Raw genomic sequence first — 24038 nt, forward strand, 5'->3', positions numbered from 1 at the left:
TCTCTATCAAGTCCCACCCATTGACAATTCTATCCTCAGATAGACAGGACCGCTTTGTTGAGCGCCCCAGTCGCGTGCACGAGCTTGCGCACACCCGTTCCGGCAATTTTGGTATACGTTAGGATAGCAAAGCGTGCCGCTCACTTCTATCAGCTGCGGTGCTAGTTGCTGCTTTCAAGGAAGCAGTACAGGGGCTGAAGCAGGAGGGCGCCGGGTGCCACTATCGGAGACAACCTCGACCTGCAGGCACACTGGCGTAGCCAGTGGCACCCGGCGGGCATGGGCCGCTAACTCGCAGCGGTGTACTTCACCTCAGCAGGGTGCTGAAGACGTACTGAGACGTTACGACCCGCTGCTGTCCCCGCAGAGAACTCGTTGGACGGCCAGGACGTCCGAGGCAAGTATTCTCCAACGCGCTAGGAATCAAGCGGCTCGAACGCGATCCGCGCGCGACCGACGCGGAACTCGCGCAGGTAGCCCTCGGCCGCCAGCGTGCGGAGCGACTTGAGGGCGTGCGTCGCCGAGCGGCCGGTGCGGCGGGCGACGGCCGCCGCGGTGACGCCGCCCCGCTCGCGGGCGATCGCCAGCGCCTCCCGCTCCGCGTCGCTGAGGCAGAACGGCCGCGGCCTGGCGGCCAGCATCGCGTCTGCCTGCGCGCGATCCATCGCTGGGCCGACGTAGACGAACCCGCCGGTGATGCGATCGCGGGAGTTGGCCGCGTTAGCATGCAGCCCCTGCGACTCGCACCACTTGGCCAGGATGCCGGTCTTGGTCGACGGCGCGTGGCCGTGCCGCGTGCAGGCCCACAGCGGCGACGCGGCCCGGTAGCGGATCATCCCCGGGTGCCCGGTAGTCGAATAGACCCGCATCCCCTGCGAGGCGTAGAGGCTCGCGCAGTACTCGCTCAGCCGGTTGCCGATGCCCACGCCCTGGTAGTCGGGCAGCACCACCGTGCGGTGCTCGCGCATCGCCTTCCGCGCATTGCCGCGGATCATGGCCCGCCACCACGCCGAGAACGCCACCGGCTCCCACACGCCCGACGGCTGCGGCCAGAACGCGCAGAAGCACTGCGCGGCCCGCTGGATCGACGTGTTCAGATAGTGATGCCGCCGAAACAGCTCCCAGGCGCCACGGTGGACCGGAGCGACCTGGAGCTCAATTGCCGGTCGCCCGTCGGGGAAACGTCGAAGCCGCCCCCTTGCCAGCTGCTGGCTGCTCATGTCCAACACCCAGTCCGGCTCGAGCCAGTCGAGCACGTCGTAATGGCAGGTGACCGCGACGAACTTCTTGTCGGCGCCGAAGCGGTCTTTGCGGAGGCTCTTGGCGATCGCCGCCGAGCCGATCTTGGCGACGGTCCGGTCGACCACACTCGTGAACTCGTCGAACGCCACCAGATCCACCGGGGGCGTTGCGACCGCCCCACGGGCGTCGCCGCGCGGCCGGGTCGCAACCGGCCCGCTGGAGCAGAGCAGCGCCCGGGCCAGGTCGCAGCGGAACCGCTCGCCGCCCGACAGCACGTGGTGCGGCTTGACCCACGCCGGCGGGCTGCTGAAGCCGACCGCGTTGAGCGTCTGCGTGACGGTCTTCATGCTGTGCCCGGCGAACTGGTCGCAGACCGCCTTGGCCTTCTCCCAGCGGAACCCGCCCTCGCGGAACCGCTTGCCGTACACGTCGCGGGCGACGGTCGTCTTGCCGCTGCCCGAGGGGCCGACGATCACGCCGATCCGCCAGGGGCGGCCGTCGATCAGCTCGTCGTCGGCGGGCACGTCCACGACGAACGTCTCGCTGGCGGTCTTCTCCGGCTTGAGGTCGAACATACCACGCACCTGGTCGACGGCGAAGCCGGCGGGCACGGGGCAGCTGACGGTGATCTCGTGTTCTGGCATCAGAACTCCTCGCGGTTGAACTCGCCTCGGTTGCGGCTGCCTCTCGCCTCGGTGTAGCCGGCGAACACGAACTCGGGGTACTGCTCGGCGCAGACCTTGATCTTGATGCGGGTGTGCTGCTCCCAACCGCCGGAGCCCTTTACGTCCACGAACTCGACCAGGCCGTCGGCGCGGTTGACCATGAAGTCGGGCGTGTAGAAGGTGTTATTCGCCAGACGGAACTTGACCGCCTCGTACCGCCAGGACTTGACCTCACCGGCCGCCTTGAGCGTCCACAGTACGTTCTGCTCGAACCGCTTCTCGGTGGCGTTCATGCGGCCGGGCTCTTTGGGCGGCCGCCAGCGGGCTTTCGTCACACGGTCAGAACGCGGCATCTCCAACCCTTCTTGCTGAGCAGTTCGTGCACCTCGCGCTGCTGGTCCTCGTCGTCGCAGTCGACCACCACCTGGTAGGTCTCCGCCACACCGACATTCTTGGGGTCTTCCAGGCCGACGTCGACCAGGTCGACCAGCAAGAGCTCGTCCCACGCGCTGCCCAACTCCTCGGTCGCCTCCGGCTCGACCTCGAACAGGAACTGCGACAGGTCCTCGGTGAACCTGCCCTGCGTCTTCTGATTGTTGGCCGCCACGTTGGCGGTCCGCTGCTTGCCCTTCGACCAGTCGACCACGCGGACGGTGAAGGCGTGAGTCGCATCGACGCGGATGATCCCCAGCTCCGCCTCGGCGTCCAGCACCTCGATCGGCTGGTCGCCATACTCCGCGCGGATCTGGCTCATCCGCTGGTGGCCGCAGACCAGCTCGCCCGTGCGGCGGTTGTAGACGATGCCCGACAGGTCGCCGAACCGCTTGAGGCTCGACCGCAGGCCGGCCGCCCCCTCGTCGCTGATGCTGCGGGGGTTGGCCGCGTCGGCCTGCAGGTCGGCCGTGTCGTCCAGCACGAACGCGGCGGGCGCCGCGGCCGGCTTGCTAGCCGCTTTTTTGCGGCTGACTTTTTTCTTGGCCATGACTCAGAACACCAGGTTGGGGTTGTCCAATAGCTTCTCGCCGGTCGCCTGCTCGTGCGCGTCGGCCACACGGTCCAGCAGCCACCGCACCGCGTTGCCGTACCCGTCGACCGGCTTGCGGCCGCGGGCGCTGTAGACCTCGCACTCCTCGTTCAGGTAACACGCGGTCAGGATCGCCTTGAGCGCCGCGCCCTGGCGACGCGTCAGGTCGGTGCTGATCTTCCGTGGGGCGAAGCCGTCGTCGGGGCGGGCCAGCGGGAAGGTGATGCCGCTGTGCGTCGCGGTGCGGGGCTCGTCGGACGCCTCGCCCACCTTCTCGACCGGGTCGGCCTCCGCCTCGGGCGTGGGGGCATCCTTCACGCGGGCGGCGCCCACCGGGGCGGTCTTGCGTCGCTTGGTCATACTCGTCTCCTATCGTTGGGTGGCCAGAAACTTCTGATCGCCGGGCGTGCGGACCGGCTCACGCGCCGCGCGGGCCGGCGGCGTTGGCTCGTCACGCGGCAGCACGTTGATGGGCAGGTCGAGCACCGACGCCGCCACCAGGCTGTAGTAGTCCGCGTCGCCGAAGTGGTTGGGGCGGCGGGCCTTGTTCTCGAACACGATCACGCGGCTGCGGCCGATGACCGGCTTGCTGATCCGCTCCTCGGCCACCAGCTGCTTGGCGTACTCGCGCAGCTGCCGTTTTTCTTCGCGCGTGAACGCGTTGAAGCTGCAGCCCGCGCCGTCCTCGCCGATCGGCGTGTCGCCGTAGCTGGTCCGCAGCAGCTGCTTGAAGTGGTCGGAGTTGGCGATCGCGTAGCTGGCGGGGTTCTCCGCGCCGGCCTGGGCGAACTTGTGCGCGTGCTTGGCGCTGCGGCGGATGTGCACCTGCTCGCCGGCCCACAGCACGCGGTTAGGGTCCTTGCGGCCGCCCAGCCGCTGGGGGTGGCTGTAGCTGCCCTTGCCGGGCGGCTCGCTCTGGCCGCGGCCCAGCACCATCAGCCAGCCCGCGCCGCCCACCTGGTCGTTCTTGAGCAGGTCCAACAGCGACAGCCAGACCAAATCCTCCTGCTGCTTGCCGAGCTCCTTGCCCTGGTAGCCGCCGTCGGCGCACCGCAGCGTGACCGGCAGCCGGCCGGCCGCCTCGTTGCCCCAGATGCCGTAGCCCATGTTAAATCGATTGCTGAGCTCCGCGAACGCCTTGGGCAGCGCCTTCTTGATGCCCAGCTGGTCGGTCTCGACCGGAGCCTCGCCCAGGTCGATAATCCGGTGGTTCACGCCGGCCGGGGTCTCGTAGAACGCCCGCACCACGAAGTGCAGCCACCGCTTGCCGACGTCGACGCCGGCCACGATGCCGACGGTCTGCGGCGGCGCGTACCGCAGTGGAATCGTCCGCCGCCAGTCGGTCGCGGGCGAACCGGCAGGGTGCGCCCGCTCCACGATGTCGCGGACGTACAGCTGCGACACGGTGAACACGTCCGGCTCCGCCGGGATGGTCCACGCGTGCTGACGCCGCTCGAGGTCCTTGTCGTCCGGGTTGCGGGAGTAGAGCGCGAGCCACTCCTCCTCGGCGATGTTGGCGCAGGTCCAGAACCGGTTGTGGAACGCGTTCCAGGTGAAGCCCAGCCGGTTCGTGGGGACCAGCTCGCCCTCGACCAGCGCGGCGCCGTCGGTCCCGATGCGGACCGACTGGCCGCGGCCGACCGGGACCAGCCGCTCCAGCATCGCCTGCCGGTCCGCCTCGCTCCACGACCGCCGGCAGTCGGGGCAGCGGAAGTGCCCGGCCCGCTTCGCCGCCTCGACGTCCTTGGCGTCCTCCACGCCGTGGAAGTCATCGCGGCCGGGGCAGACCAGCCCGCGGCAGTGCACGCACGACACGTGCAGCTTGTGGTTGGTCGACTCCTGGATCTCCAGCCAAATGCGGCCGGTCTCCTCGGTGACGGTGCACTCTTCGTAGCTGAACGCCTGGTTGGTCGCCTGGTAGGCTTTGGTGCGGTTGTCGATCTGCTCGGGCGGAGACGACTCCCGCGACACGGCGCCAGGCGTGTCGTAGCGGTCCACCTCCGTCTTGAAGACTACGTGGACCGTGAAGTTGGAGCGGTGCTTGTCCTTCCCCTCGCCGCTGATGAACCGCAGCGTGGCGCCGTTCTTGAACCTGATCAGCGACGGCGTGCCGCCCTTGGAGCCCTCGCCCGACTCGGGCAGCATCTTCCGCAGCTCCGGCGACGCCATGATCACCGGCAGGAACTCTTGGTGCCACTTGTCACGGGCCGACTGGTCCAGGTCCGGCACCGCGTAGCCGACGTCCTCGCCCCGCTCCAGCAGGTGCCACAGCACGCAGATCACGCCGACAAAACTCTTGCCGCTCTGCACGCACCCGCTGAACCGGTACTTGCGGTGCGGCAGCTCGTCCATCAGCCGCAGCACGGTGGCGCAGTAGGGCTGGAACTCCGGCCGCCAGTTGAACCCCTCGTGCGGCCCCTCCGGCAGCACCACGCACGCGCGGGCGAACTCCCGCCGCGAGCGGATGCGCCGGCCGCGGGCGATGCGGGCGAACCGGCGCACCTCCCGCGCCAGCGGCCGCCGCCAGTAGGCGGGTTCAGCCCGCTCCGAGCTGTTCGAACGCGGCGTCGACGTAGCCTTCATGGATTACCTCCGCCTGGCGTTCGATCGCATCGGCAATGTCGTCGAACCCCTGCGCCACGACCCGCGCCGCCTCGGGCGGCAGCGTGCGTTCCAGGTACTCGCGTTTCTTGGCGATCAGCTGCGCCGCCTCGGCGAGAACCTGCTGCACCTCGACGGTCGGCAGGTGCGACTCGCGGGCCAAGAGCAACTCGTGCTCCTTCTGCTGGATCACCAGCCGCCGCTCGACAATCCGCTGCCGCAGGAACTCGTCCTTGAGCTCCTGCGAAGCGCCGACCAGGAGCACGTCGTCCTCGGTCAGCCCGCCCGGCTTGGCGTCGGGGAGCGGGTGCTCGATGAAGTACCGCCAGAGCCACCGCAGCAGCTCGATGAGGTTGACCCGTTCCTTGTTCCCCTCGGGCCAAGGGAACCCGCGGTTCCGCATCGCGTCGCGGATCTGCTTGCTCTGCGTGTCCAGCAGCCAGGCCGACAGCGTCTTGCCGACCGACCCCAGCAGCCGCACCAGCGTCGACTCCTCGTTCTTTCGGACCGCGGCCTTTTCTGCCCCGCTCAGACCGCGGAAGCCCTTCGCCTTGGCGCTGCGCAGCAGCTCGGCCTGCTCCTGCTGCTCGATCTGTTCGCTCAGCGTAGCCGCCTGCGCGGCCCGCTGCTGCTTCTTTGCCATGTACCACGGTCACCCCACCGCCGCCCGCAGGCGTCAAAATTACTTACCGCAGCCCTCGGATCTGCCCCGCACAAAAAAACCCTTCGATCGCTCCGGGCGGAGCCCCCACGGGGGTCGTCTGGGAAGGACCCCAAGGCCCCCGCCCCCCCTCGCCAAAGGACTTAGGGCGACGCCCGCACGCGCCTACTGCACCGGATCAATCACCTCCACCAGCACCCGCCGCCGGTCCTCAGTCCCCTCAGTAGGCTGCACCACCACCGGCAGCGACAACTCGGCCCCCGCCGCCACGCCGGCCGCCAGCACCACCTCGAACATCGCCCAGCTGCGGTTCACGCCGTACTCCTCGCTCACCGTCATCGCCACAGCGTCGGGCGTCACCGGCAGCTCCATGCCGTACAACCACGCGTCAGGGTCCGCGTACGCCAGCGCCACCAGCACCCGTTCACCCGGCGCCGCCCGCACCCGGTCCTGCGTGTGCCGGCTGTCGGCGCGGTCGCTGACGTCAATCACCTTGCCCGGCTTGCGGTTCAGGAACGGCGTCCGCGACACCGTCGCCGCACCGGCCGCCAGGGCAGCCGCCTCCGCGTCACCGGCGGCGCCGGCCGCCGCGATCGCGTTCGCGCTGGCGTCCGCCGCGGCGCTCGCCGCCAGCGTTGACTGCGCGACCGCTGTCGAGATCCCCGCGTTATCCGGCGCCGTGTACCCAGCCGCCGCCAGCCGAGACGAAACCGCCGCGTCCAGCCGCCCCAGCTCCGTCGCCAGCTCGCTCCGCACCGCACCAGCGATCGCCGCCAGCTCCAGCGCCGGCACGTCCAGGCTGCTGTTGATCACCGTCAGGATCGCGTCGATCAGCTGCTGGCCGTCCCCCTCGTTGATCAGCGCCGCCTCGATCTGCGCCGCCGTTGGCACGTCCGAGACGTCCGCCGGGTTGGCCGGCAGGTTGTCGGTTTTTGCCCGGATCGCATCCGCCACCGCCTTGCCGGCCGCGATATCCACCGCGAGGCTGGCCCCCACGGGCACGCCCAGCTTGGCGAGCTGCGTGCTGCTGCTGTCCATCTCCGCCCGGTTCTCCGCCGCGGTGGGGATGTCCCCGACGGCGGCCGGACTCTCCGGCAGGTTGTCGGTCCTGGCCCGCACCGCGGCGATGCCCGCGTTGTCCGGCGGGTTGTAGCCGTCCGCACGCAACCGGGACGAAACCGTCGTATCCAATCGGGCCGCGACCAGCGGCGACCAGCCGTCGGTCCGGCCGTTCGCCCGATTCACAACATGCACGTAGGTCGAGCCCGACGAGCTCACCGGCACAAACAGCAGGTGGTCCGCGTTGGTCTCGGCCTGCGTCAGGTCGAACACGTAGTAGCCGCTCTCCAGCTCCACCGGGCTCGCGTCGCCCAACGCCGCCAGCGAGCCGTGGTCCTTCGCCACCTTGCAGCTGATGTTGGCCGCGTCCCCGGTGACCGGCGCGCCGGCCCCGTCACGCGCCTGCACGCACAGCTTCTGGCCCGCGGTGTTCTTGAGCAGTGGCATCGGTTCGTCTCTCAGCTGGAGTTGGGGCGCCGCCCGCCTGCTTAGGCGCTCGCCTGCACGCCGCCGTAGAACAGGCTGGCCAACTCCGCCAGCACCGTCCCGTCGCCCAGGTCACGCAGCACCCGACCGAGCGCCGAGCTGACGCCCCCCACGGGAACCACCTCAAAGTCGTTCAGCGTCGTGCCGCCGTCCTCGCACGCCCCAACGAAGCTGCCCGGGTTCACGGAGCCCGACCGCAGCGTCAACAGGAACGGCCCCCTCGTGGCGATCGCGATGTCGCCGCCCGACCCGCTGGCCGACGCCTGCAGCGCCACGCCGGCGAACACGCTACGGAACGACTGCTGGTTGAGCGACAGCGACCCCTGGTCGAACAGCGTTGAGGCAGGCCGCACGTCGTCCGTCTCCAGGTAGCAGAACGCCCCGAGCGTGATCTCGGTCGCCGCGTCAACCGGCGCGAGCACGACGCCGTAGTGCGCCGCGGCCAGCTCGGAGTACGCCGGGTTCTCGGAGTAAGCGAGCGGCCGTGCAAACGGCAGGCTCGGCGTAGGGACAATCATCGACGGGGTCCTTGTTCTAGTTCGTTGGACAAATAGGCCGCACGCTCACGGAACCTGCGCAGTCAGCAGATACGCTGCCAGGCCGCCGGCCAGCGTGAGCGTCTGCAGCCCGATCGCCGCCGCGGTGCCGTACACGACCCACGAGATCCGGTCCACCTTCTCGGCGAGCACACCCACCGCGATGCGTTCCGCCGCCAGCGCCTCGTTGTCGCGTTGGCGGTCAATCTTCACCGCCTCGAGATCCGCGTGCAGCTGCTTGACCGTCGCCGTCAGCGACTCCAACGCGCACGTGTTCCGGATGATCTCCTTGCGATCGTCGTCGCTCATCGCTTCGTCCACAGTGGACTCCTAGGCCAGCGTCTACACATGGCCCCGCCGCCAGCGTGGGACGCCGACGACGGGGCCGATCTAGGGCGTCTCTTAGTACCCGCGGGCGAATCCACGCACGGCGCCATGCGCCGCCGCGACACCACGCCGCACGGGCGCGAACGCGACCGGCCGCCGGTGCACCCGGTTCGGCAGGATCAACGCCTGCGGCTGCACAAACGCTTGCCGGTGCACAACCTGCTGCTGCACGAACGGCTGGGCGTACACCGCCTGCGGAGCGCTAAAGCTAAACACAGCGCCGCCGCCCGCCACCGGCCCGCAAGCCTGCGACGGAGCAGCCACCAGCAACAGCGGGGCAACCATCAGCAAGGCCGCCCCCATCAATCGAAGCCTAGACACAGATCACCATCCTTTCGGGGTTGGAACTCTCGAGGTCGTTTGCCCTCTCCGCTCAACGCTCTTGCCGGGGTTATCCGCCCGGCGGCGGGTTACTGGTCGGCGGCCGCCTGCCTGGCGGTCAGCCACTCCTGGTAGAGCCCCCCCAGCACCGCCTGTTGCTCATCCGGTAGAAGCGGGACGGCGGGGGGCATGGAGCCGTCAAGCACACGCTCCGCCGCGCTGTTGAGCTGCTCGGGCGTGGCGTCATCGAAGCTGAACCCGCCCTTGGCCTGGTCCCCGCTGTGGCACTGCGCGCACGACTGGTCGAGCTGCGACGGCGGCGCGGTGAAGCTGAACGGGGGCGGCTGGTGGCCCTGCTGCGGCGCCGGCGGCGGACAGGTGGGGCACGCCTGCTGGGGCGCCGCGTAGTGCTGCGGGGGTGGGTAGTGCTGGGGCTGCTGGACCGGCTGCGGCGCCGCCCGATACGTCGTGGTCGTCTTGGTGGTCGTCTGCGTCGCCTGCAGCTGCTGGAACTTCTCCCACATCCGCTCGGCGGCCAGCTCGGCGACCGCATCCTCACGAACCCCCAGCCCGGCGTAGTAGGCCGGCACCGGGACCGCGACGTGCACCGGCTCCACCACCTTCTGAACAACGACGTTCGCCGCCCGGTGGTGCACCACCGGGGCGCAGACAGCAGCCTCGCAGCGGCCGCCGGCCCGGCAGCAACTGGCGACGATCAGGGCGGTCAGCATCGCGAAAGCGAGCCCCGCAGCGGGTTTCCAGTTCATCAGTCTCGCAGCTCCCAAGCGTGGAGGCGCTGGCGCGCCTCGTGATAGGTGTCCTCCCACGCACTCCGGGTGATGGTCCGGCCGTGGGCTAGTCCCGCCACCCGCGCGGGCAGCGTTGACGTCTGCGTCGACGCGTAGCCGATCGCTCGCTTCCAGTCGTCCGGCGCGGCGCCCAGCTCCCGCGCGGTCGCCGCCAGGTCCAGCGGCGCGTCGTGCCGGTTCACCGCCGCCTTGAAGGCTTTGCTGGCGGCCGCCGAGTCGACCCCGGTCACCCGCCGCACGATCGCCTGAAAATCCTCGTTCGCCCGCTCCAGCGACCGCTCGACGCGGCCGAGGTGAAACGCCTCAATCTGGTCCTGCTTCGCCTTGTCGCCGAGGAACACGACGTCCACGCCGTCGGCGATCAGCTGGCGGAAGTCGTTGGTGCTCGGCGCGTTCAGCCCAGCCGCGTGGCACTGCACGCAGCTGCCGGGGTTGCGCACCGCCCGCTGGCGGCGGAACAGCGTCGAGTCTTCGACCAGGTCGACCGGCGCCTCCTCAACCAGGCGTCCGGCGCCGTTGGCGAGCGCGTAGACCTGCAGCGTCCCACGATCGCCAGACGCGATGTCAACCTTAGGGATGCCAACGATCCACTCCTCTCCGTCGTGCCGGAAGCCGCCATCGGGGTTCTCCAGCGGGTCGGTGCCCCGGCGAACCTCCAGCACGTCGCGGGTGCCCCACGCGTAGCCGCCCAGGGTCGGGTGGTTCTCCATCCAACGGGCCGGCTGCTTGGCGACGCCGCTCTCCGACTCGATCAGCCCGAACCGCAGCGCGTCGAAGCCCTCGCCGCGTTCCCGCGACACCTTCAGCAGGTCAAGCCAGTCGTCCCGCTGCTTGGGGAGGCGGTCCCCGCCGAACAGCAGCCGGAAGTAGGCGTCGCCCTCCGTCTGGTCCGACAGCTGCAGCAGCAGCCAGTCCGCCCGCACCACCAGCGGCAGCTGGGCGTCGCTGTACGGGTAATCGGCCAGCACCTGCTTCCAATCGCCGGGGTTCCACTGCAGGTCCCGCAGGTCGATGTGCAGCAGCGTCGGCGTCACGTGCTGCGGCGTGCACCGCTCGACGATCGGCTGCAGCGAGCTGCTGGCCACCATCAGCTTGACCGCGACCGCCAGGTCGGCCTGGTGCTCGGGCGCCGCGGCCGCGCAGCTCAGGTAGTAGTGGTAGCCCCACTCCTCGGGCGGGAACTGCCGCCGGTGGGCGAGCGCAGCCTCCGCCTCGGTCGCCGGGGTGGCCGCGACCGCCAGCAGCATTGCGATTGGCAGCATGGCTCGGGTCATTGCTTCACGAGTTGGTAGACGCCCGCCGCGAGCGTGGCGGACAGTTCGATCGACGCCAGCCCCGGCACGGGGTCGCCGGAGTCGGGGGTGTCGGCGATGGGCGGGCCGTAGCGATAGACTGCCTGCTTCGCGTCCAGCTCTCGGGGACTCAGAACGTCCGGGCGGTACATGGGGTTCAGCAGCGCCACGCCCTGCGACGTCGGCACGTGCTCGATCCCCAGCGCGTGGCCGAACTCGTGGCAGATCACGGCGCCCAGATGGATCATGCCGCGGCCGGGGCTGCTGTCGGGGTCCTTGTGCCAGCTCTCGCTGGTGTCGACCAGGCCGTCGAGCTGCTTGTCGGGGCCGTACGGCAGGTGCATGTACGCCAGCGTGCCGCTCGGGCCGTCGATCGGCCCCTGCTCGATGTTCACGCTGGCCGCCCGCGGGTTGCTCTCCCACTCGACCTCGAGAGCGCAGACCTTCATCCACTCGCGGACCGCCCAGATGGTTGCCAGCTTGCACCAGTCGGGGGCGTGGACTGTGAGCTGCAGGGCCGCGGGCTCGCCGATCCAGCCGGTCCCGTTCCAGGGGGTCTTGTCCCACCGGGCGAGCCGGTTGCTGGCCGGTTCTTTGTTGCCGCAAACCAGGATCTGCTGCGGAGCGGTCATCGCGTGGCCCTCGGTGGGGGATGAAGGCCGGCGCCCCCTGTTTCGCACGGGAGGCCGGCCGCGACCCTGCCTACTTGGTGAACACCCGCCCCAGGATCTGCAGCAAGAGCGGCAGGCCCCACGACAACGCCCTCTCGAGCAGCGGCCCGTTGAGAAACGCCTCGCGGCGCTCGGGGGTCGGCAGCTGGCGAACCAGGTCCTGCTTCACCGCGTCGGGCATCACGGACACCGCCAGCGCGCCCTCGGGGATCTGCTCCTGCCGGCTGATCTCGTCGGCCGCCCACTGCAGGGCCAGGTCCGAGTTGTGCAGCGCCTGCCACATGTCGACCGCGGCGTCGTCGACCAGCGTCTCGGTCTTCTCGGCCGCACTGCGGGCCAGCGGCAGGATCATCTCGATAGCGCTTCGGACCGCCTGGCGGTCAGGCAGCAGGTCGGCGACGGTAAACGCTTGGGCATCGGGGGACATGACAGGGAGGCTCCAACGGGCGGGACGGGCAGCGGAAACAAGTGGCCCCGGCTGGATTCGAACCAGCGTCCTCCAGGTTATGAGCCTGGCGAGATACCCAACTTCTCCACGGGGCAATAAAAAAACCGCGGCCCCCTGCGAGCTCCAAAGAGCGAAGGCAAGGGACCGCGGTTTTCAGCCGGCGGGTCGGCAATCAGGTTGTGCGGTTCATTAAAGCGCTAGACGTCCGATCCGTCAAGCCAGTTTATCGGCCCAACCGATCGGCAGTGACGCTAACCCCAGAAGCCGCGTAAAAGATTCACGCCAGCGCATCGAAGAGGTAGGACAAGAGTCGCCGAGGTTGGGCACACCGCGGCGCATTAGACTCGGCTGCAACTCAGGTCGGCTGGTCCAACCGCTGCTCGGACGAGTAGCTGGGCGAAACCGTGCCGGTTCGCGCGTGGTAGCGGCGCCTTCCACGGCTACAGGCCCGACCGATGAGCTTCTGGAAGGCGTTATCGAGGAATCAAGCCAACGCACAGCCCGCCCGCCAGCCACACAAACGACGCGTACGCCAGCCACGTCAGCAGGCGGTCGCCGAGGCTGGTGTCGCTGTGGTCGTGATCCATGGGCTGACCGGTCTTCTTGAGCCACCCCAATCCTACGGAAATTGCCAGGAAGACGAGATTCAGGAAGAACGTGTAGTCGAACTTGAACCGCTCGGCCGGCTCGACCGACTCGCGGGAGCCACCTTCGGGGAGCAGCGAGAGCGCGGCGAATCCGTAGTGCAGCAGGAGCGACGCCGTGACCAGGACTACCAGGAATACGGCGAGAATATACATCGCCATTTTCCAGCCGTAGTACTTGGCGTTGATCCGGAGCACCGGGAAGACGACCAAGTCGCTGAAGATGAACGCCATGATCCCGGCAAAGCTCACCCCGTTCGCCAGCAGCAGCGAGGCCAGCGGGATGTTGCCCATCGAGCCGATGAACGTGAAGAACGCCGCAACCGGGCCGATCAGCGACTGCAGCAGCACCTGCCAAAATGCGGGGTCCGATTCCCCGCCCGCTCCGACGAACAGCGTAGTGAAGAAGGCCCGCGGCACAAACGCGCTGATGATCCCGGCAATCGTGAACCCGAAGGTCACGTCGCGCCAGACCATCCCCCACTCCATGAAGTACTGCCTGGCGACCCGACGCCACCCGTCGAGGCTCGTGATCAGCTTCTTCCAATTGGCCACCTCACCCTCGTCGCCCTCGTCCGCGATGTTGTTCCGGGCTTCTTCCTCAAGCGACTTGGGAAGCGTCAGCTTGACCGCAAGCCACATCAACAAGATCAGCAGGACGCCACCCACGTACTCGCCGACTACGAACTGCCAACTGAGGAAGACGGCGATGAGGATTCCTAGCTCGATGACCAGGTTCGTCGACGCCAGCAGGAACGCTAGCGACGGAACCAACCCGGCGCCCTTCTTGAAGAGCGACTTCGATGTGGACAGGGCTGCGAAGCTGCAGGAGCTCGAGATAAACCCGAAGAATGTCGCCAGGGCAACGCTCCTGGCGCCTGCCTTGCCCATCGCCAGCTTCATCCGCTCGCGGGTCACGAAAACCTGAATGCAACTGCTGATGATGTACCCGAGCACGAATGCCCAGAATGCCATCCAGAAGAACCCAAGAGAAGTCAGCGACGCGTCGGACCATTTTTCAAGAAACGCTTGCATGGGGATCTAGCTTGCTGCTGGAATCGATTGGAGCGGGCGGACTGCCCGCCGATACTACACTGAGAACTCCAAGAGAGTGGCGGGACGGCGAGCAGGTGCTGCTCGCCGCCCTCACCTCCAGCTTCGTGCTACTTCGCGGCGGGCGGAGTAATACCCTGCTCGTGCAGTTTGGCGAGGTACTTCTCTGGTTCGGCCTGCAGCTTCTTCGCGCAGCCAGGGCAGCAGATGTAAACAGCCCGCCCGTCCACGTTGACCCGGTAGGGCCCGCCCATCCCGTCGAGCGGCTCGTCCATCACCGGGCAGAGTTTCTGGGCAGCGACGAACGGCGACTCACTCGCAGTGGCCTTGAAGACGCCCGGACGCACCTCTTCCCCGCTAGCAGCAACGACGCCCGCGTCGGCCGACCGCAGCGTCGGCGCTGTGACGCCCTGGTCGGCCAGTACCTGCAGGTACTTGGCTGGCTCGGCCTGGATCTTCTTCGCGCAGCCGGCGCAGCAGATGTAGATCGCCTTGCCATTCGCGTGCACCTTTAGCGGGGCCCCCATGCCGCCGAGCGGCTCATCCATCACCGGGCACTTCTGTTGAGCCGCGATGAAGGGCTGGTCGGCCGCGACGGTCTTAAACACGCCAGGCCGTACCTCGTCGCTTCCTCGGGGCGCCAAGCCGGTTGGTCCGTTGAGCTGTGCCAGATACTTCGAGAACTCGGCTTTCACTTTGCCCACACACCCAGCGCAGCAAACGTAGATCGTGTCATCCCCCACTGTGACGGGTATTGGGTCGCCCATCGATCCGAGCGGCTGGTTGCTCACGGGGCACACCTTCTGCGCCGCGATCGCGTTGGCGACCTTCTGCTGCTCGGTCACGGGACCAACGAACCCGGTCGTGAACTTGGTCGGCCGGCGATTGTCGGTCAGGCCGACTAGCTGAAACCTCAGCGTGCCCTCGCGTCCTGCGATCTGACGAAGGTCGACGCGGACGCTCAGGGCGTTGGCCGCTTGGTCCTGCCCCACTTCGGGAAACAGATCGTAGCGGTAGCGTTTAGCGGCGCCGTCGAGCGTCAACGTCGCCACGCCCTTCGCATTCCTCAGATCGAGCAGCTGACCTTGGGCGTTGTAGGCATAAACTCGGACGCCGCCGGGATCGACCACGGACTCAAGTTGCATGCCGTCGGCGGACTCGAGCGAGCCGCCATGAGGCCCCTTGCCTGCCGGGGTGGCGCCTCCGGCGCCATGGGCGCCCGCAGCCGCCGGCACGGCGGACCCCGACTCGGTGTGCTGATGCATGGTCGGGTCGTGTTGAGCATACGAGGGTCCGCCCATCAGCAACGCCGCGGTGAAAAGGGCGCCCAGTTTCGCTTGCATCTTCATCTCACACTCCCTTCGAAAGAATCTAGCCATACTAGCCGAACGTCTTTCCCTAGACGCTCGGCGCCAAATCTTGAAGTGAGCCGGCGGACTCGACGCCTTCCCAGTGGCGGTCCGCCAGCCCCATTTGCATCTTGAATTCTTTGTAGCCGCAGAAGACGACCGGCACGACGAACAGCGTGATCAGCTCGACGACCATCCCGCCGAACACCGGCAGGGCCATGGCCCTCGCCACGTCCGCTCCGCGACCGGTCGAAAGCAGCACCGGCCCGAGGGCGAGCACCGTCGTAGCAGTGGTCATCAGGCAGGGTCGGATGCGCCGCTTGCCGGCTTCAATCGTCGCAACGCGGATGTCTTCGACGCTTGCCAGCTTGAGCCGCGTGAAGACCTGATTCAGGTAGGTAGCAATCACGACGCCGTCGTCGACGGCGATCCCGAACAACGCGATGAAGCCGACCCACACCGCGGTGTTCATCTCCGTGCCGTAGAGGGCCAGAAAAATCATGCCCCCGGCAAAGGCCACGGGGATGCCTGCGAACACGGCGAGCGTGATCGGCCAGTGTCGGAACTGCAGGTAGATGATCAGCAGGTTGATCAGCACCACCAGGGGGACCAGCCAGACGAGCCGACGGTTGGCTTCGATCTGGTTGCGGAAGCTGCCGACCGCTTCGAGCGAGTAGCCCGCGGGCAACGTCAGCCGGTTGGGGTCTCCCTCCTCGAGGTCCTGTGCATCGAACAACGACTGCTCAACTGCCGCCACCGACTCCAGGTCGCCCGCCACGCCGCTGCTCGCGAAGGCGACGTGGGCGACTAGCCGGGCGTTCTCGCTGTTGATCGCGCCGGGGCCCCAGGTCGTCTCGAGCTTGGCGATCTCCTCTAGGGGAACAACGGCGCCGGAGTGGGTAACGACCGGCAGCCTTGCTAGCTCGTCAATCCGTTCACGGAGGTCCCGCCGATACCGCAGCCGCACCGGGTAGCGCTCGCGTCCTTCGACGGTCTTGATCAGGTTCATCCCGCCGAGCGCGGTTTCAACGACGCTGTTCACCATCTCGACCGTCATCCCGTACCGAGCGGCGGCCTCGCGGTCGACGGTGAATTCGACGTAGGGCTTCCCGAGCACAATGTCGGGGTTGACCGTGCCGGCGTTGACGTAGGGCGACTGCCTCAGGTGCTCCGCCACCGACATCGCCGCTTCGGCAAGTTCCTCAAGCCGATCGCCGTAAATGCGGATCGCCATCGGCGCTTTGATGCCGCTCTGCAGCATCACCACCCGACCCTCGATTGGCTGTAGTGGGCTGGCCGGGGTGACGCCCGGCAGCGTGGCCGCGGCGTTGATGTCGTCCCACACGTCTCGTGCGGTGACCCCGCTGCGCCACTCTTCCTTGGGCTTGAGCATGACATAAGTCTCAATCATTGCCGCGGGCGCGGGGTCGAGCGCCGACTCGACGCGGCCGATCTTGCCGAGCACGTCCTGTACCTCGGGGATCTGTTTGATCAGGTAGTCCTGAGCCTGGAGCACCTGCATCGCCTGGCTGAAACTCGCCGCCGGGTACAGCGTTGGCATGTAGAACCAGCTCCCCTCATCGAGCGCGATCCAGTCGTCGGACTCGAGCCCCGTGAAGGTGTGCTTCAAGGCGACATACCCGGGAAGATCGTTCGGCCGCGTTCCGAGCGACTCGGCGAATCGTTCTAGCGGCCTTAGCACGGTCGGCAGGCCAAACCAGCCGCCAAACCCTAGCGCGATAATCGCCGCCGGGACGAGCAGAAACGAGAACTTATGCGCGAGGAAGAGCCGGAGCGTCGGCACGTAGGCGCCAACGATCGCTCGGCTGACGATGCTCTCTTCGACCGGACGGATACGCTCCCTAGTTAGCTGCCAGCCCGCCAAACCGCCCAGCAGCAAGCCAATGGCCGTCGAGGCCCAGGGGGCCAGACCGTAGGCGCCCGCGATTGCATCGGCCCAGACAAACAGCACCAGCCCGCCTGCCAGCACCGCGGCAGCCGCCGCCATGGCCAGGCTCGCCAGCGGCTTGAACCTGGCGCTTCTCAGCATCAGCCGGCACAAGGCAGGGACCAGGGTGATGGCGACCGCCAGTGCGGACGCGATGGCGAACGTCTTGGTCCAAGCCAGCGGGCTGAACAGCTTGTAGTCGCGGCCGGTCAGGAAGAAGACCGGCAAGAAGCTGACGATGGTCGTCGTGACGGCTGTAACCACAGCCGGGGCCACCTCCGCGGCCGCCTCGGAGATCAGCGTCGTGCGTCGGGTCGCGCCGCCCGGGGCGCCGTCCCGCTCCCAGTCAGCCAGGTGCTGATAGATATTCTCCGAGACAATGATCCCCATGTCGACCATCGTTCCGATGGCGATCGCGATTCCTGCCAGCGACATGATGTTGGCGCTGACTCCGAAGACCTTCATCGCGACGAACGAAAGCAGCACGGCCACGGGCAGCGTAGCGGCGACTATGAAGCTGCTGCGGATGTGGAGCAAGAACAGCAGGATGACCACGGCGGTGATGACAATCTCTTCGCGCAACGCCGTGGTGAGCGTCCCGACGGTCTCGTCGATCAAGCCGGTGCGGTCATACACCGCCTTGATCTCAACGCCGCCGAGGGCCGGCTTGATCTGCTCAATCCGCTCCTTCACGCGATCGATGACCGCGCGCGGGTTCTCGCCGTACCGCATCACCACCACGCCGCCGACCGCCTCGCCGCCGTTGTAGTCAAGGGCGCCCCGGCGGAAGTCGGGCCCGAGTTGCACGCGCGCGACGTCTTCGATCCGCAGCGGCACGCCATCCCGTTGCTCGATAACCGTCTGCTCAATGTCGCGGACCGCCTTCGACGTGTCGCCGCCGCTCCCAAGGAACCCCTTGCCGCGGACAATAAACTCCATGCCCGAAGACTCGATCGTCTTGGCGCCCACGTCGACGTTCGACCCCTTCACCGCCATCATCAGGCGGTCGAGCGTGACGTTGTGGAATCGCAGCTTGTCCGGGTCGACCTCGATCTGGTACTGCCGGACGTAGCCTCCGATCGAGGCGACTTCGCTGACCCCCTCCACCGCCTGCAGCTCGTACTTGACGACGAAGTCTTGCAGCGAGCGCAGTTCGGCAAGGCTCTTGCCCGATTCTGGCGGCACAAGCACGTAGTAAAATACCTGGCCGAGCCCGGTCGCGTCGGGCCCCAGCTGCGGCGTCACGCCGTCCGGGAGCTGCGAGGCCGCGGAAGTGAGCTGCTCCGAGACGCGGCTCCGAGCCCAGTAGAAGTCGACGCTGTCCTTGAACGTGACCTGCACGAACGAGTAGCCAAACATACTCTTGCCGCGGACGCTCTCGGCGCCCGGCACCGCCAGGAGCGACACCCCCAGCGGGTACGTGACCTGGTCTTCGATATCCTTGGGCGATCGGCCGGGCCACGGCGTGAGCACAATGACCTGGTTCTCCCCGATGTTGGGGATCGCGTCGATCGGCACGGTCCGGTAGCTGTACCAGCCGAAAGCGATGAGCCCGGCGGCCAGCAGCACCACCAGGGACGCTTCTTTCACACAGAACCTGACGAGACTAGTGAGCATGGGCTGCCTCCTCGACCGGCGCCGACGCCTCGCTCTCAAGCTTTGATGGGTCCATCAGCGATGGCTTCCCCGCTAGCTGCATCTGCGAATCGATCAAGAAGTTGCCGTCGGTTGCGACGGTCTCGCCAACCTCGAGGCCGCTCACGATGACGGCGTCGTCCCTGGTCATGACCGCGACAGAAACCTCACGGAGCTCGAACAACCCCGGCTCGGTCTCGACGTACACAACGGAGTTGCCGCCCGCCATCAGCACCGCGCTCCGGGGCGCCACTGTCACCAACTGCTCGGGCAGCGGCTCGTCGGAGTAGCCCAGGTTTGAGGTGGGCACCAGGTCCATCCCGCAGATAGGGCACCGCCCAGCGGCTTCGCGGATGATCTGCGGGTGCATCGGGCTGATCCACCTACCGGCTAGAGACGGGTCGTACACCAGATCGCTCGCAACGGCCGGGACGCGGACGGTCGCGGTCGCGAAGTCGCCCGGCTTCAGCCGTCCGTCGAAGTTCGACATCTCAACGCGCACCGCCACGGTGCGTGTTTTCTCATCCACCAGTGGATCGACGAACGCGACGCGGCCGGTGTAGACCTCGCCCGGCAGCGAGGCGATTTCGGCCTCCACCTGCTGCCCAAACCGGACCGCCGCCGCATCGCTAGGGTAGAGGTCCAGCATCAGCCACACCATCGACAGGTCGGCGACCCGGTAGACGGGCTCCCCTGTCCTGACGTAGTCCCCCTCGACCTTCTGCTTGGCGATGATCGTGCCGCCGATCGGCGAGGCGATCCGCAGCCGCTTCTGGGCCTTCCCGTCCTCTCGCAGCCGGTCGATCTGCGCGGCTGTCATGCCCAGTTCGGAGAGGTTGTCCCGCGCGACGTCGCTCAGTTGCTCGCCCCCGCCCCCCAGCGCGCTGAGCGCAGGCGTTCTGAGGCTCGAGAGGAATTCGACCTGCGCCGAGTAGAGAGCAGGGCTGTAGAGCACGGCGAGCGGGTCTCCCTTCGCTACCTGCACCCCTTCGTAGTCGGCGAAGAGTTCCTCCAACCGACCGTCGACGTAAGCGGCGATTGTCGAGACGCGTTTCTCGTCATACTCAATACGCCCAACTGTACTAATCTGGCGGTAGACTTCACGCCGCGACACCTGCGCGGTCCGGATGCCTAGAATTCGGCGGGCCGCTGCGTCAATCGACACCGAGCGACCCTGCCCGCCGGCATCGGCAGACGCCTTCACGAGGTCCATTGCGCACACCGGGCACTTCCCCGGTTCGCTTTGAGGCGGCGTGCACATCATCGGGCAGATATAGCGATCACCGTTGGCGCCGCTGTCGGTTTCCTTTGGCGTTGCCTGGTTCGTCTCCGTCAGGGGGACCAGATCCATCTCGCAGATCGGGCACTTGCCCGGCGAGTCCTGGCGGATCTCAGGATGCATCGGGCAGGTGTACCGCGTGGCGCGAACGGTCGTCGAACTGGATTTGGAAGTCCCGCCGGCGGCTCGAATCCACCCCGTTCTCTGGGCGAGCCCTACGAGGACGATTGCCAGGACAACCGTGGCCAGCAGCAATCCGCTCTGGATGCCGAGGCGCAGCAGCCAACGCACGCCCGAGGAATTGGTTGGCGTTTCTTTACGCCGAATCGGTTTCGCACCAGCCGCACCCGGCTGGTGTCCTTGATTCTCTGCCATGGGAGGCGCCCTAGTCGTCTGCGGAATCTGCCCGCGAGATAGCCAACAGACAACGAGGGCCCGCGGCTATTAGCAAGAGGAACGACGACCGGTGCAAAAAAAGAGCGTTGCGGGCTCACAGCGGTTGGCTGCGTTTCGCAATGCGCGCACCGGTAGCGGGAAGAATCAAATCCGCCAGACGCTGAGGCACCGTTGGGCGTCCCCATGAGAGAGCGAGGGGGGCGTCGAACCCCTCGGTTGAGCGACGATCGGCAACGGGTCGACGTCCAGCTCGATCGCGCTTGGGCATCCGACAATCAGCGTCCGGACGAGCTGTTCGCTCGCGAGCCGACCCTCAGCAGGGGGAGCGGTCGGCAGGGCCGGGGCCTCTCCGCACATACATATCGTAAGGTGCTCCGACGAGTCCTCTGGCGCCTCAGCTACTGCGTCGCCATGCGCCTCAACCGCCATGTCGTCGGAGCAGCAGCCGGCCTCGGGGGCCTCTAACCTCTCATCGCGCCGCGGTGCGGGTTGCGAGCAGCAGCCACAGCGGTCCCCCGACAGGGCGACTTCGCAGCACCCGCACCCAGGGCAGGTGGCGTTGCTAGCAGCGTGCTCACCGCAAGCAGACCGCTCAGTGCCGAGGATTCCAGCCCGCCCCGCGGACGAAACGATGAACGCTCCGATCACGCAGAGAGTAACGGCTGCTCGGGTTGAACGGGACTTCAGCATTCTGCCGGTCGATAGCAACGAGGGGCTTAATCCAGAGTTTGCATTATCCGCGGGCCGGTTCCCTACTTCAAGGTTACTGCGCATCTCCGCCCGACCAGCTTTATTCCAGCGAGCTTAGGACGACCGGAGCGTGAACCAGCGGCAATCCCTCACACTGACGGTCTCAACACTCGGAGCGGTGGGGCTGTCCCTGGTTGCTGGGTGCCGAAGCGGGGCCACTCACGCCCCGCCGCACGCCGTGGCCGCCGCCAGTATTCCTGCCGCCGGGGCTCAGGTCTCATTAGACACCGCGGCCTCCCCCGGCTCGCCCTTGCGGCTTGCCCAATTCGAGGGGCAAGACGAGGGGACCGCTCCTGCCCCCTCCGCAACGCCGAATGAGGCACCCCTTCCGTTGGCAACCGGCAACGCCGCAGCGAGCCAACCGGTCGATTACTTCGTGGGTATGGCGGTCGGCAGCCACCCCCGAATCCGGGCGGCCAGGGCGCGGGTTGCGGCGGCCATTCAGCGAGCCCCCCAAGCCCGGGCGCTGGATGACCCCTTGCTGACCAACAGCTTCTACCCGATTTCTGACCAAGCCCTGCAGACAGCGGCGGGGCGGGCCGGCAACACGATGGCGCTCTCGCAGAAGTACCCCTGGCCAGAGAAGCGGTGCACTAGGGCCGCGATCGCCGATCGCGAGACGCAGATGGCCATGGCCCGCCTCGACCAACTGGAGCTAGAGATCGAGGAGATGGTGCGGTTGGCGTACTACGAGCTTTGGTTCGCCGATCGGTCACTGGAGATAAGCAGGCGGAACCGCGAGATCGCGGCCGAATTGATCACGCTGGCAAAGGCCCGCAACCAGGCCGGGGGCAGCCAGCAAGACGTGCTCCGGGCGCAGCTGCAGGTCGACGCCATCGACGACCGCCTGATCGGCCTCGCCCGCCAGAAGGCTCTCGCCCAGGCCGACCTCGCGGCGCTTGTCGGAGATCCCGGCCGCGCCAACATCGAACCCACTCGCGAGCTTGACAACGCGGCGTTGCCGGACAGCGTCGAAGAATTGTTCGCCGTGGCGGGCGAGTGCAGCCCACGACTACGGGAGCTCCAGTGGGCCGTGTCGCGCGACCGCCAGAAGCAGCAGCTTGCCTGCCTCAACCGCTACCCGGACTTCACGATGGGCGCATCGTGGCAGTCGATCACGGAGTCGGCCGCCATCTCGCCAGTGGCCAACGGTCACGACAACGTCGGCTTCATGGTGGGCGTAACGCTGCCGATCTGGCGAGAGAAGATCAACGCCTCAATCCGAGAGGCGTCGGCCGAGGTCACCGCGTCAAACCGTAATTTTAACGCCGCCCGCGACGACACCTACCGCCAGATCCGTCGCCTCGTCGAGCAGGTCGGCGCCGCCGAGGAGCAGCTGCGGCTCTACAACGAACGGGTCCTCCCACGCGCCAAGCAGGCCCTGAAGCTAGCCTCGGCAGACTACCGTGGCCGACTCGTCGACTTCGGCGAAGTCACCGACGGCTTTACTGAAGTGCTGATGTTTGAGCTGCAGGTCGCCCGAGCCGAGGCGACGCTCGCCGGGACAATGGCTCAATTGAGACGAGCTGTAGGATGCGAAGCGATGACGGCAGATTCGCGGTAGTTGGATAGCACGCGCAACAAGCTACGGTTTCTCTCTCTCGACACATGTGTGACCCGCAATTCCAGCCCGGCCAGGCGAATCATCGACTTGGCCAAATGTCTTGCGGTTGCATCGACCGCGGTGCCGGAGGGCGGTAGCGAACTCGCTGGGGTTGTCACAACCTTGGTCAGTTTCAGGATTCCCGAAAACGCGCAGGATTCGTCGTCCTGTGCAGGTTAGGGCTCGATTCTCGAGGCGGCGTTGGGAAGGACCAGGCGGGAGGCGTTGGCTGCGTATGAGTTTCACGCCGGTGTAGATTGAGAGAATATCTTCGATGCTCAGGACGACGCCTCCTGTTCAGGTTAGCGAGTGCGTTCACCTTCCCGTAATTCCCGTTCTATGGAGGCACATTGTCTCCGAACCGCTGAGTCTAGAGCTGCACCAAGCTCGGTACTGCATCGGTCCACACGGAACCCTGGCCAGTCAGGGCAAGCTTCCAGCACTTGCTCCCAAGCATCGCGATACTGTTCGTCAGGCTGATTGCGAATCAACGAGCGACGGTACAGCAACAAGTCTTTGAAACGGTAGTTTTCGGGGTCAACCTCCATACAGCATGCCCCGACTTCGAACAGCATCTCGTCTGTCCAGTAGAAACAAAGCGACGAGAGTTCCAGTTCGCGATTAGCAGACCTGTCCCACCGTGCTTGCCCTAGGAGTTCAAGTGCCTTGGTGGGGATTAAGCCGTTGCTCATGGCATACCTTGCTTGGGATTCACCGTTCGACGCATTCTAACAGAGGGCCGCTATCTACGAACAAGTGACCCTCGTGGGCGCCGAGGCAGCCTGACTAACCTGCGTCGGCTTCATCGCCCGATGCAGGTTAGGATAGATGCGCCTGGCGACGATGCAACAAGAAGCCTGCACACCCGCTATCGGGGGCTAGGCGCCGGCACGGCGTACGACCTGCCAGTCTCGGGCGGTTCGTTTGGAACTGGAACGGCTGCCGCTCTTGCACCTACTGCGTCGGCCGTTCCCGCCTCAACGCCAACCGCCTCCGCACCCGCTCGGCCTTCTCCCGCAGCTGCTCGTCCGTCAGCCACTCGTCGTCCATCGTGACGATCAGCACCTCCTGGTGGTTCCCACGCACCGTCGCGAACGGCACGCCGATCTGGTACACCGCCGGGAACTTCAGCGTAATCTCTCGGTGCCTTGGCATGGGCCTCCTGCCTTCCGGTTGGTC

At 66.9% G+C, this 24038-nt stretch carries 19 protein-coding genes, 1 tRNA gene and 1 pseudogene; 1 reads left to right on the plus strand and 20 read right to left on the minus strand.

Annotated elements, in window-relative coordinates; genetic code table 11:
• Window positions 1-416: 416 nt before the first annotated feature.
• From KOR34_RS01080 to KOR34_RS01170, 19 genes and pseudogenes are all read right to left on the minus strand, one after another.
• Complete coding sequence (locus tag KOR34_RS01080) at window positions 417-1886, minus strand: winged helix DNA-binding protein (RefSeq protein ID WP_146561415.1); 1470 nt, start codon at window positions 1884-1886, stop codon at window positions 417-419.
• The gene (locus tag KOR34_RS01085) at window positions 1886-2260 is read right to left on the minus strand and encodes a hypothetical protein (RefSeq protein WP_197531029.1); all 375 of its coding nucleotides are present in this window, start codon (window positions 2258-2260) and stop codon (window positions 1886-1888) included. The genes KOR34_RS01080 and KOR34_RS01085 overlap by 1 nt, the downstream gene beginning before the upstream one ends.
• Complete coding sequence (locus tag KOR34_RS01090) at window positions 2239-2889, minus strand: hypothetical protein (protein ID WP_146561417.1); 651 nt, start codon at window positions 2887-2889, stop codon at window positions 2239-2241. The genes KOR34_RS01085 and KOR34_RS01090 overlap by 22 nt, the downstream gene beginning before the upstream one ends.
• Window positions 2890-2892: 3 nt before the next feature.
• Window positions 2893-3291: a hypothetical protein gene (locus tag KOR34_RS01095; protein ID WP_146561419.1), complete on the minus strand. Its 399-nt coding sequence runs from the start codon at window positions 3289-3291 to the stop codon at window positions 2893-2895.
• Window positions 3292-3300: 9 nt separating this feature from the next.
• A complete protein-coding gene (locus KOR34_RS01100; protein WP_146561421.1) occupies window positions 3301-5514 on the minus strand; it encodes a phage terminase large subunit family protein in 2214 nt (737 codons plus the stop codon).
• A complete protein-coding gene (locus tag KOR34_RS01105; protein ID WP_146561423.1) occupies window positions 5468-6175 on the minus strand; it encodes a hypothetical protein in 708 nt (235 codons plus the stop codon). The genes KOR34_RS01100 and KOR34_RS01105 overlap by 47 nt, the downstream gene beginning before the upstream one ends.
• Window positions 6176-6358: 183 nt before the next feature.
• Entirely contained in the window at window positions 6359-7699 is a 1341-nt protein-coding gene (locus tag KOR34_RS01110; protein WP_146561425.1) for a hypothetical protein, read from the minus strand.
• A gap of 41 nt (window positions 7700-7740) precedes the next feature.
• The gene (locus tag KOR34_RS01115) at window positions 7741-8256 is read right to left on the minus strand and encodes a hypothetical protein (protein WP_146561427.1); all 516 of its coding nucleotides are present in this window, start codon (window positions 8254-8256) and stop codon (window positions 7741-7743) included.
• A 45-nt stretch (window positions 8257-8301) separates the two neighbouring features.
• Window positions 8302-8583 (minus strand): hypothetical protein, encoded by a 282-nt coding sequence (locus KOR34_RS01120; RefSeq protein WP_146561429.1) that lies wholly within the window; start codon window positions 8581-8583, stop codon window positions 8302-8304.
• A gap of 93 nt (window positions 8584-8676) precedes the next feature.
• Entirely contained in the window at window positions 8677-8982 is a 306-nt protein-coding gene (locus KOR34_RS01125; protein WP_146561430.1) for a hypothetical protein, read from the minus strand.
• Between the two features lie 89 nt (window positions 8983-9071).
• On the minus strand, window positions 9072-9749 hold the full coding sequence (locus tag KOR34_RS01130) for a hypothetical protein (protein WP_146561432.1): 678 nt from the start codon (window positions 9747-9749) through the stop codon (window positions 9072-9074).
• Window positions 9749-11065, minus strand: coding sequence for a hypothetical protein (locus KOR34_RS01135; RefSeq protein ID WP_146561434.1), 1317 nt, complete (start codon window positions 11063-11065; stop codon window positions 9749-9751). Before KOR34_RS01135 ends, KOR34_RS01130 begins: the two co-directional genes overlap by 1 nt.
• On the minus strand, window positions 11062-11715 hold the full coding sequence (locus KOR34_RS01140; RefSeq protein WP_146561436.1) for a matrixin family metalloprotease: 654 nt from the start codon (window positions 11713-11715) through the stop codon (window positions 11062-11064). The genes KOR34_RS01135 and KOR34_RS01140 overlap by 4 nt, the downstream gene beginning before the upstream one ends.
• Before the next feature lie 70 nt (window positions 11716-11785).
• Window positions 11786-12181: a hypothetical protein gene (locus tag KOR34_RS01145; RefSeq protein ID WP_146561438.1), complete on the minus strand. Its 396-nt coding sequence runs from the start codon at window positions 12179-12181 to the stop codon at window positions 11786-11788.
• 42 nt (window positions 12182-12223) lie between these two features.
• Window positions 12224-12297 (minus strand) — tRNA-Met (locus KOR34_RS01150).
• Window positions 12298-12675: 378 nt separating this feature from the next.
• Window positions 12676-13881 carry a permease gene (locus KOR34_RS01155; protein ID WP_146561440.1) on the minus strand — a complete coding sequence of 402 codons (1206 nt, stop codon included), beginning with the start codon at window positions 13879-13881 and terminating at the stop codon, window positions 12676-12678.
• A 128-nt stretch (window positions 13882-14009) separates the two neighbouring features.
• On the minus strand, window positions 14010-15248 hold the full coding sequence (locus KOR34_RS27020; RefSeq protein ID WP_228714453.1) for a hypothetical protein: 1239 nt from the start codon (window positions 15246-15248) through the stop codon (window positions 14010-14012).
• Window positions 15249-15297: 49 nt separating this feature from the next.
• The gene (locus KOR34_RS01165; protein WP_146561442.1) at window positions 15298-18813 is read right to left on the minus strand and encodes an efflux RND transporter permease subunit; all 3516 of its coding nucleotides are present in this window, start codon (window positions 18811-18813) and stop codon (window positions 15298-15300) included.
• A gap of 10 nt (window positions 18814-18823) precedes the next feature.
• Window positions 18824-20233: pseudogene (locus KOR34_RS01170) on the minus strand (efflux RND transporter periplasmic adaptor subunit); the annotation flags it as partial.
• 1405 nt (window positions 20234-21638) lie between these two features.
• Here KOR34_RS01170 and KOR34_RS01175 point away from each other — a divergent pair.
• A complete protein-coding gene (locus KOR34_RS01175; protein ID WP_228714637.1) occupies window positions 21639-22820 on the plus strand; it encodes a TolC family protein in 1182 nt (393 codons plus the stop codon).
• A gap of 993 nt (window positions 22821-23813) precedes the next feature.
• Here the strand turns inward: KOR34_RS01175 and KOR34_RS01180 are convergent.
• Entirely contained in the window at window positions 23814-24014 is a 201-nt protein-coding gene (locus KOR34_RS01180) for a hypothetical protein (RefSeq protein ID WP_146561448.1), read from the minus strand.
• Window positions 24015-24038 lie beyond the last annotated feature (24 nt).

This window comes from Posidoniimonas corsicana (genome assembly GCF_007859765.1).
GTDB classification, from domain to species: Bacteria; Planctomycetota; Planctomycetia; order Pirellulales; family Lacipirellulaceae; genus Posidoniimonas; species Posidoniimonas corsicana.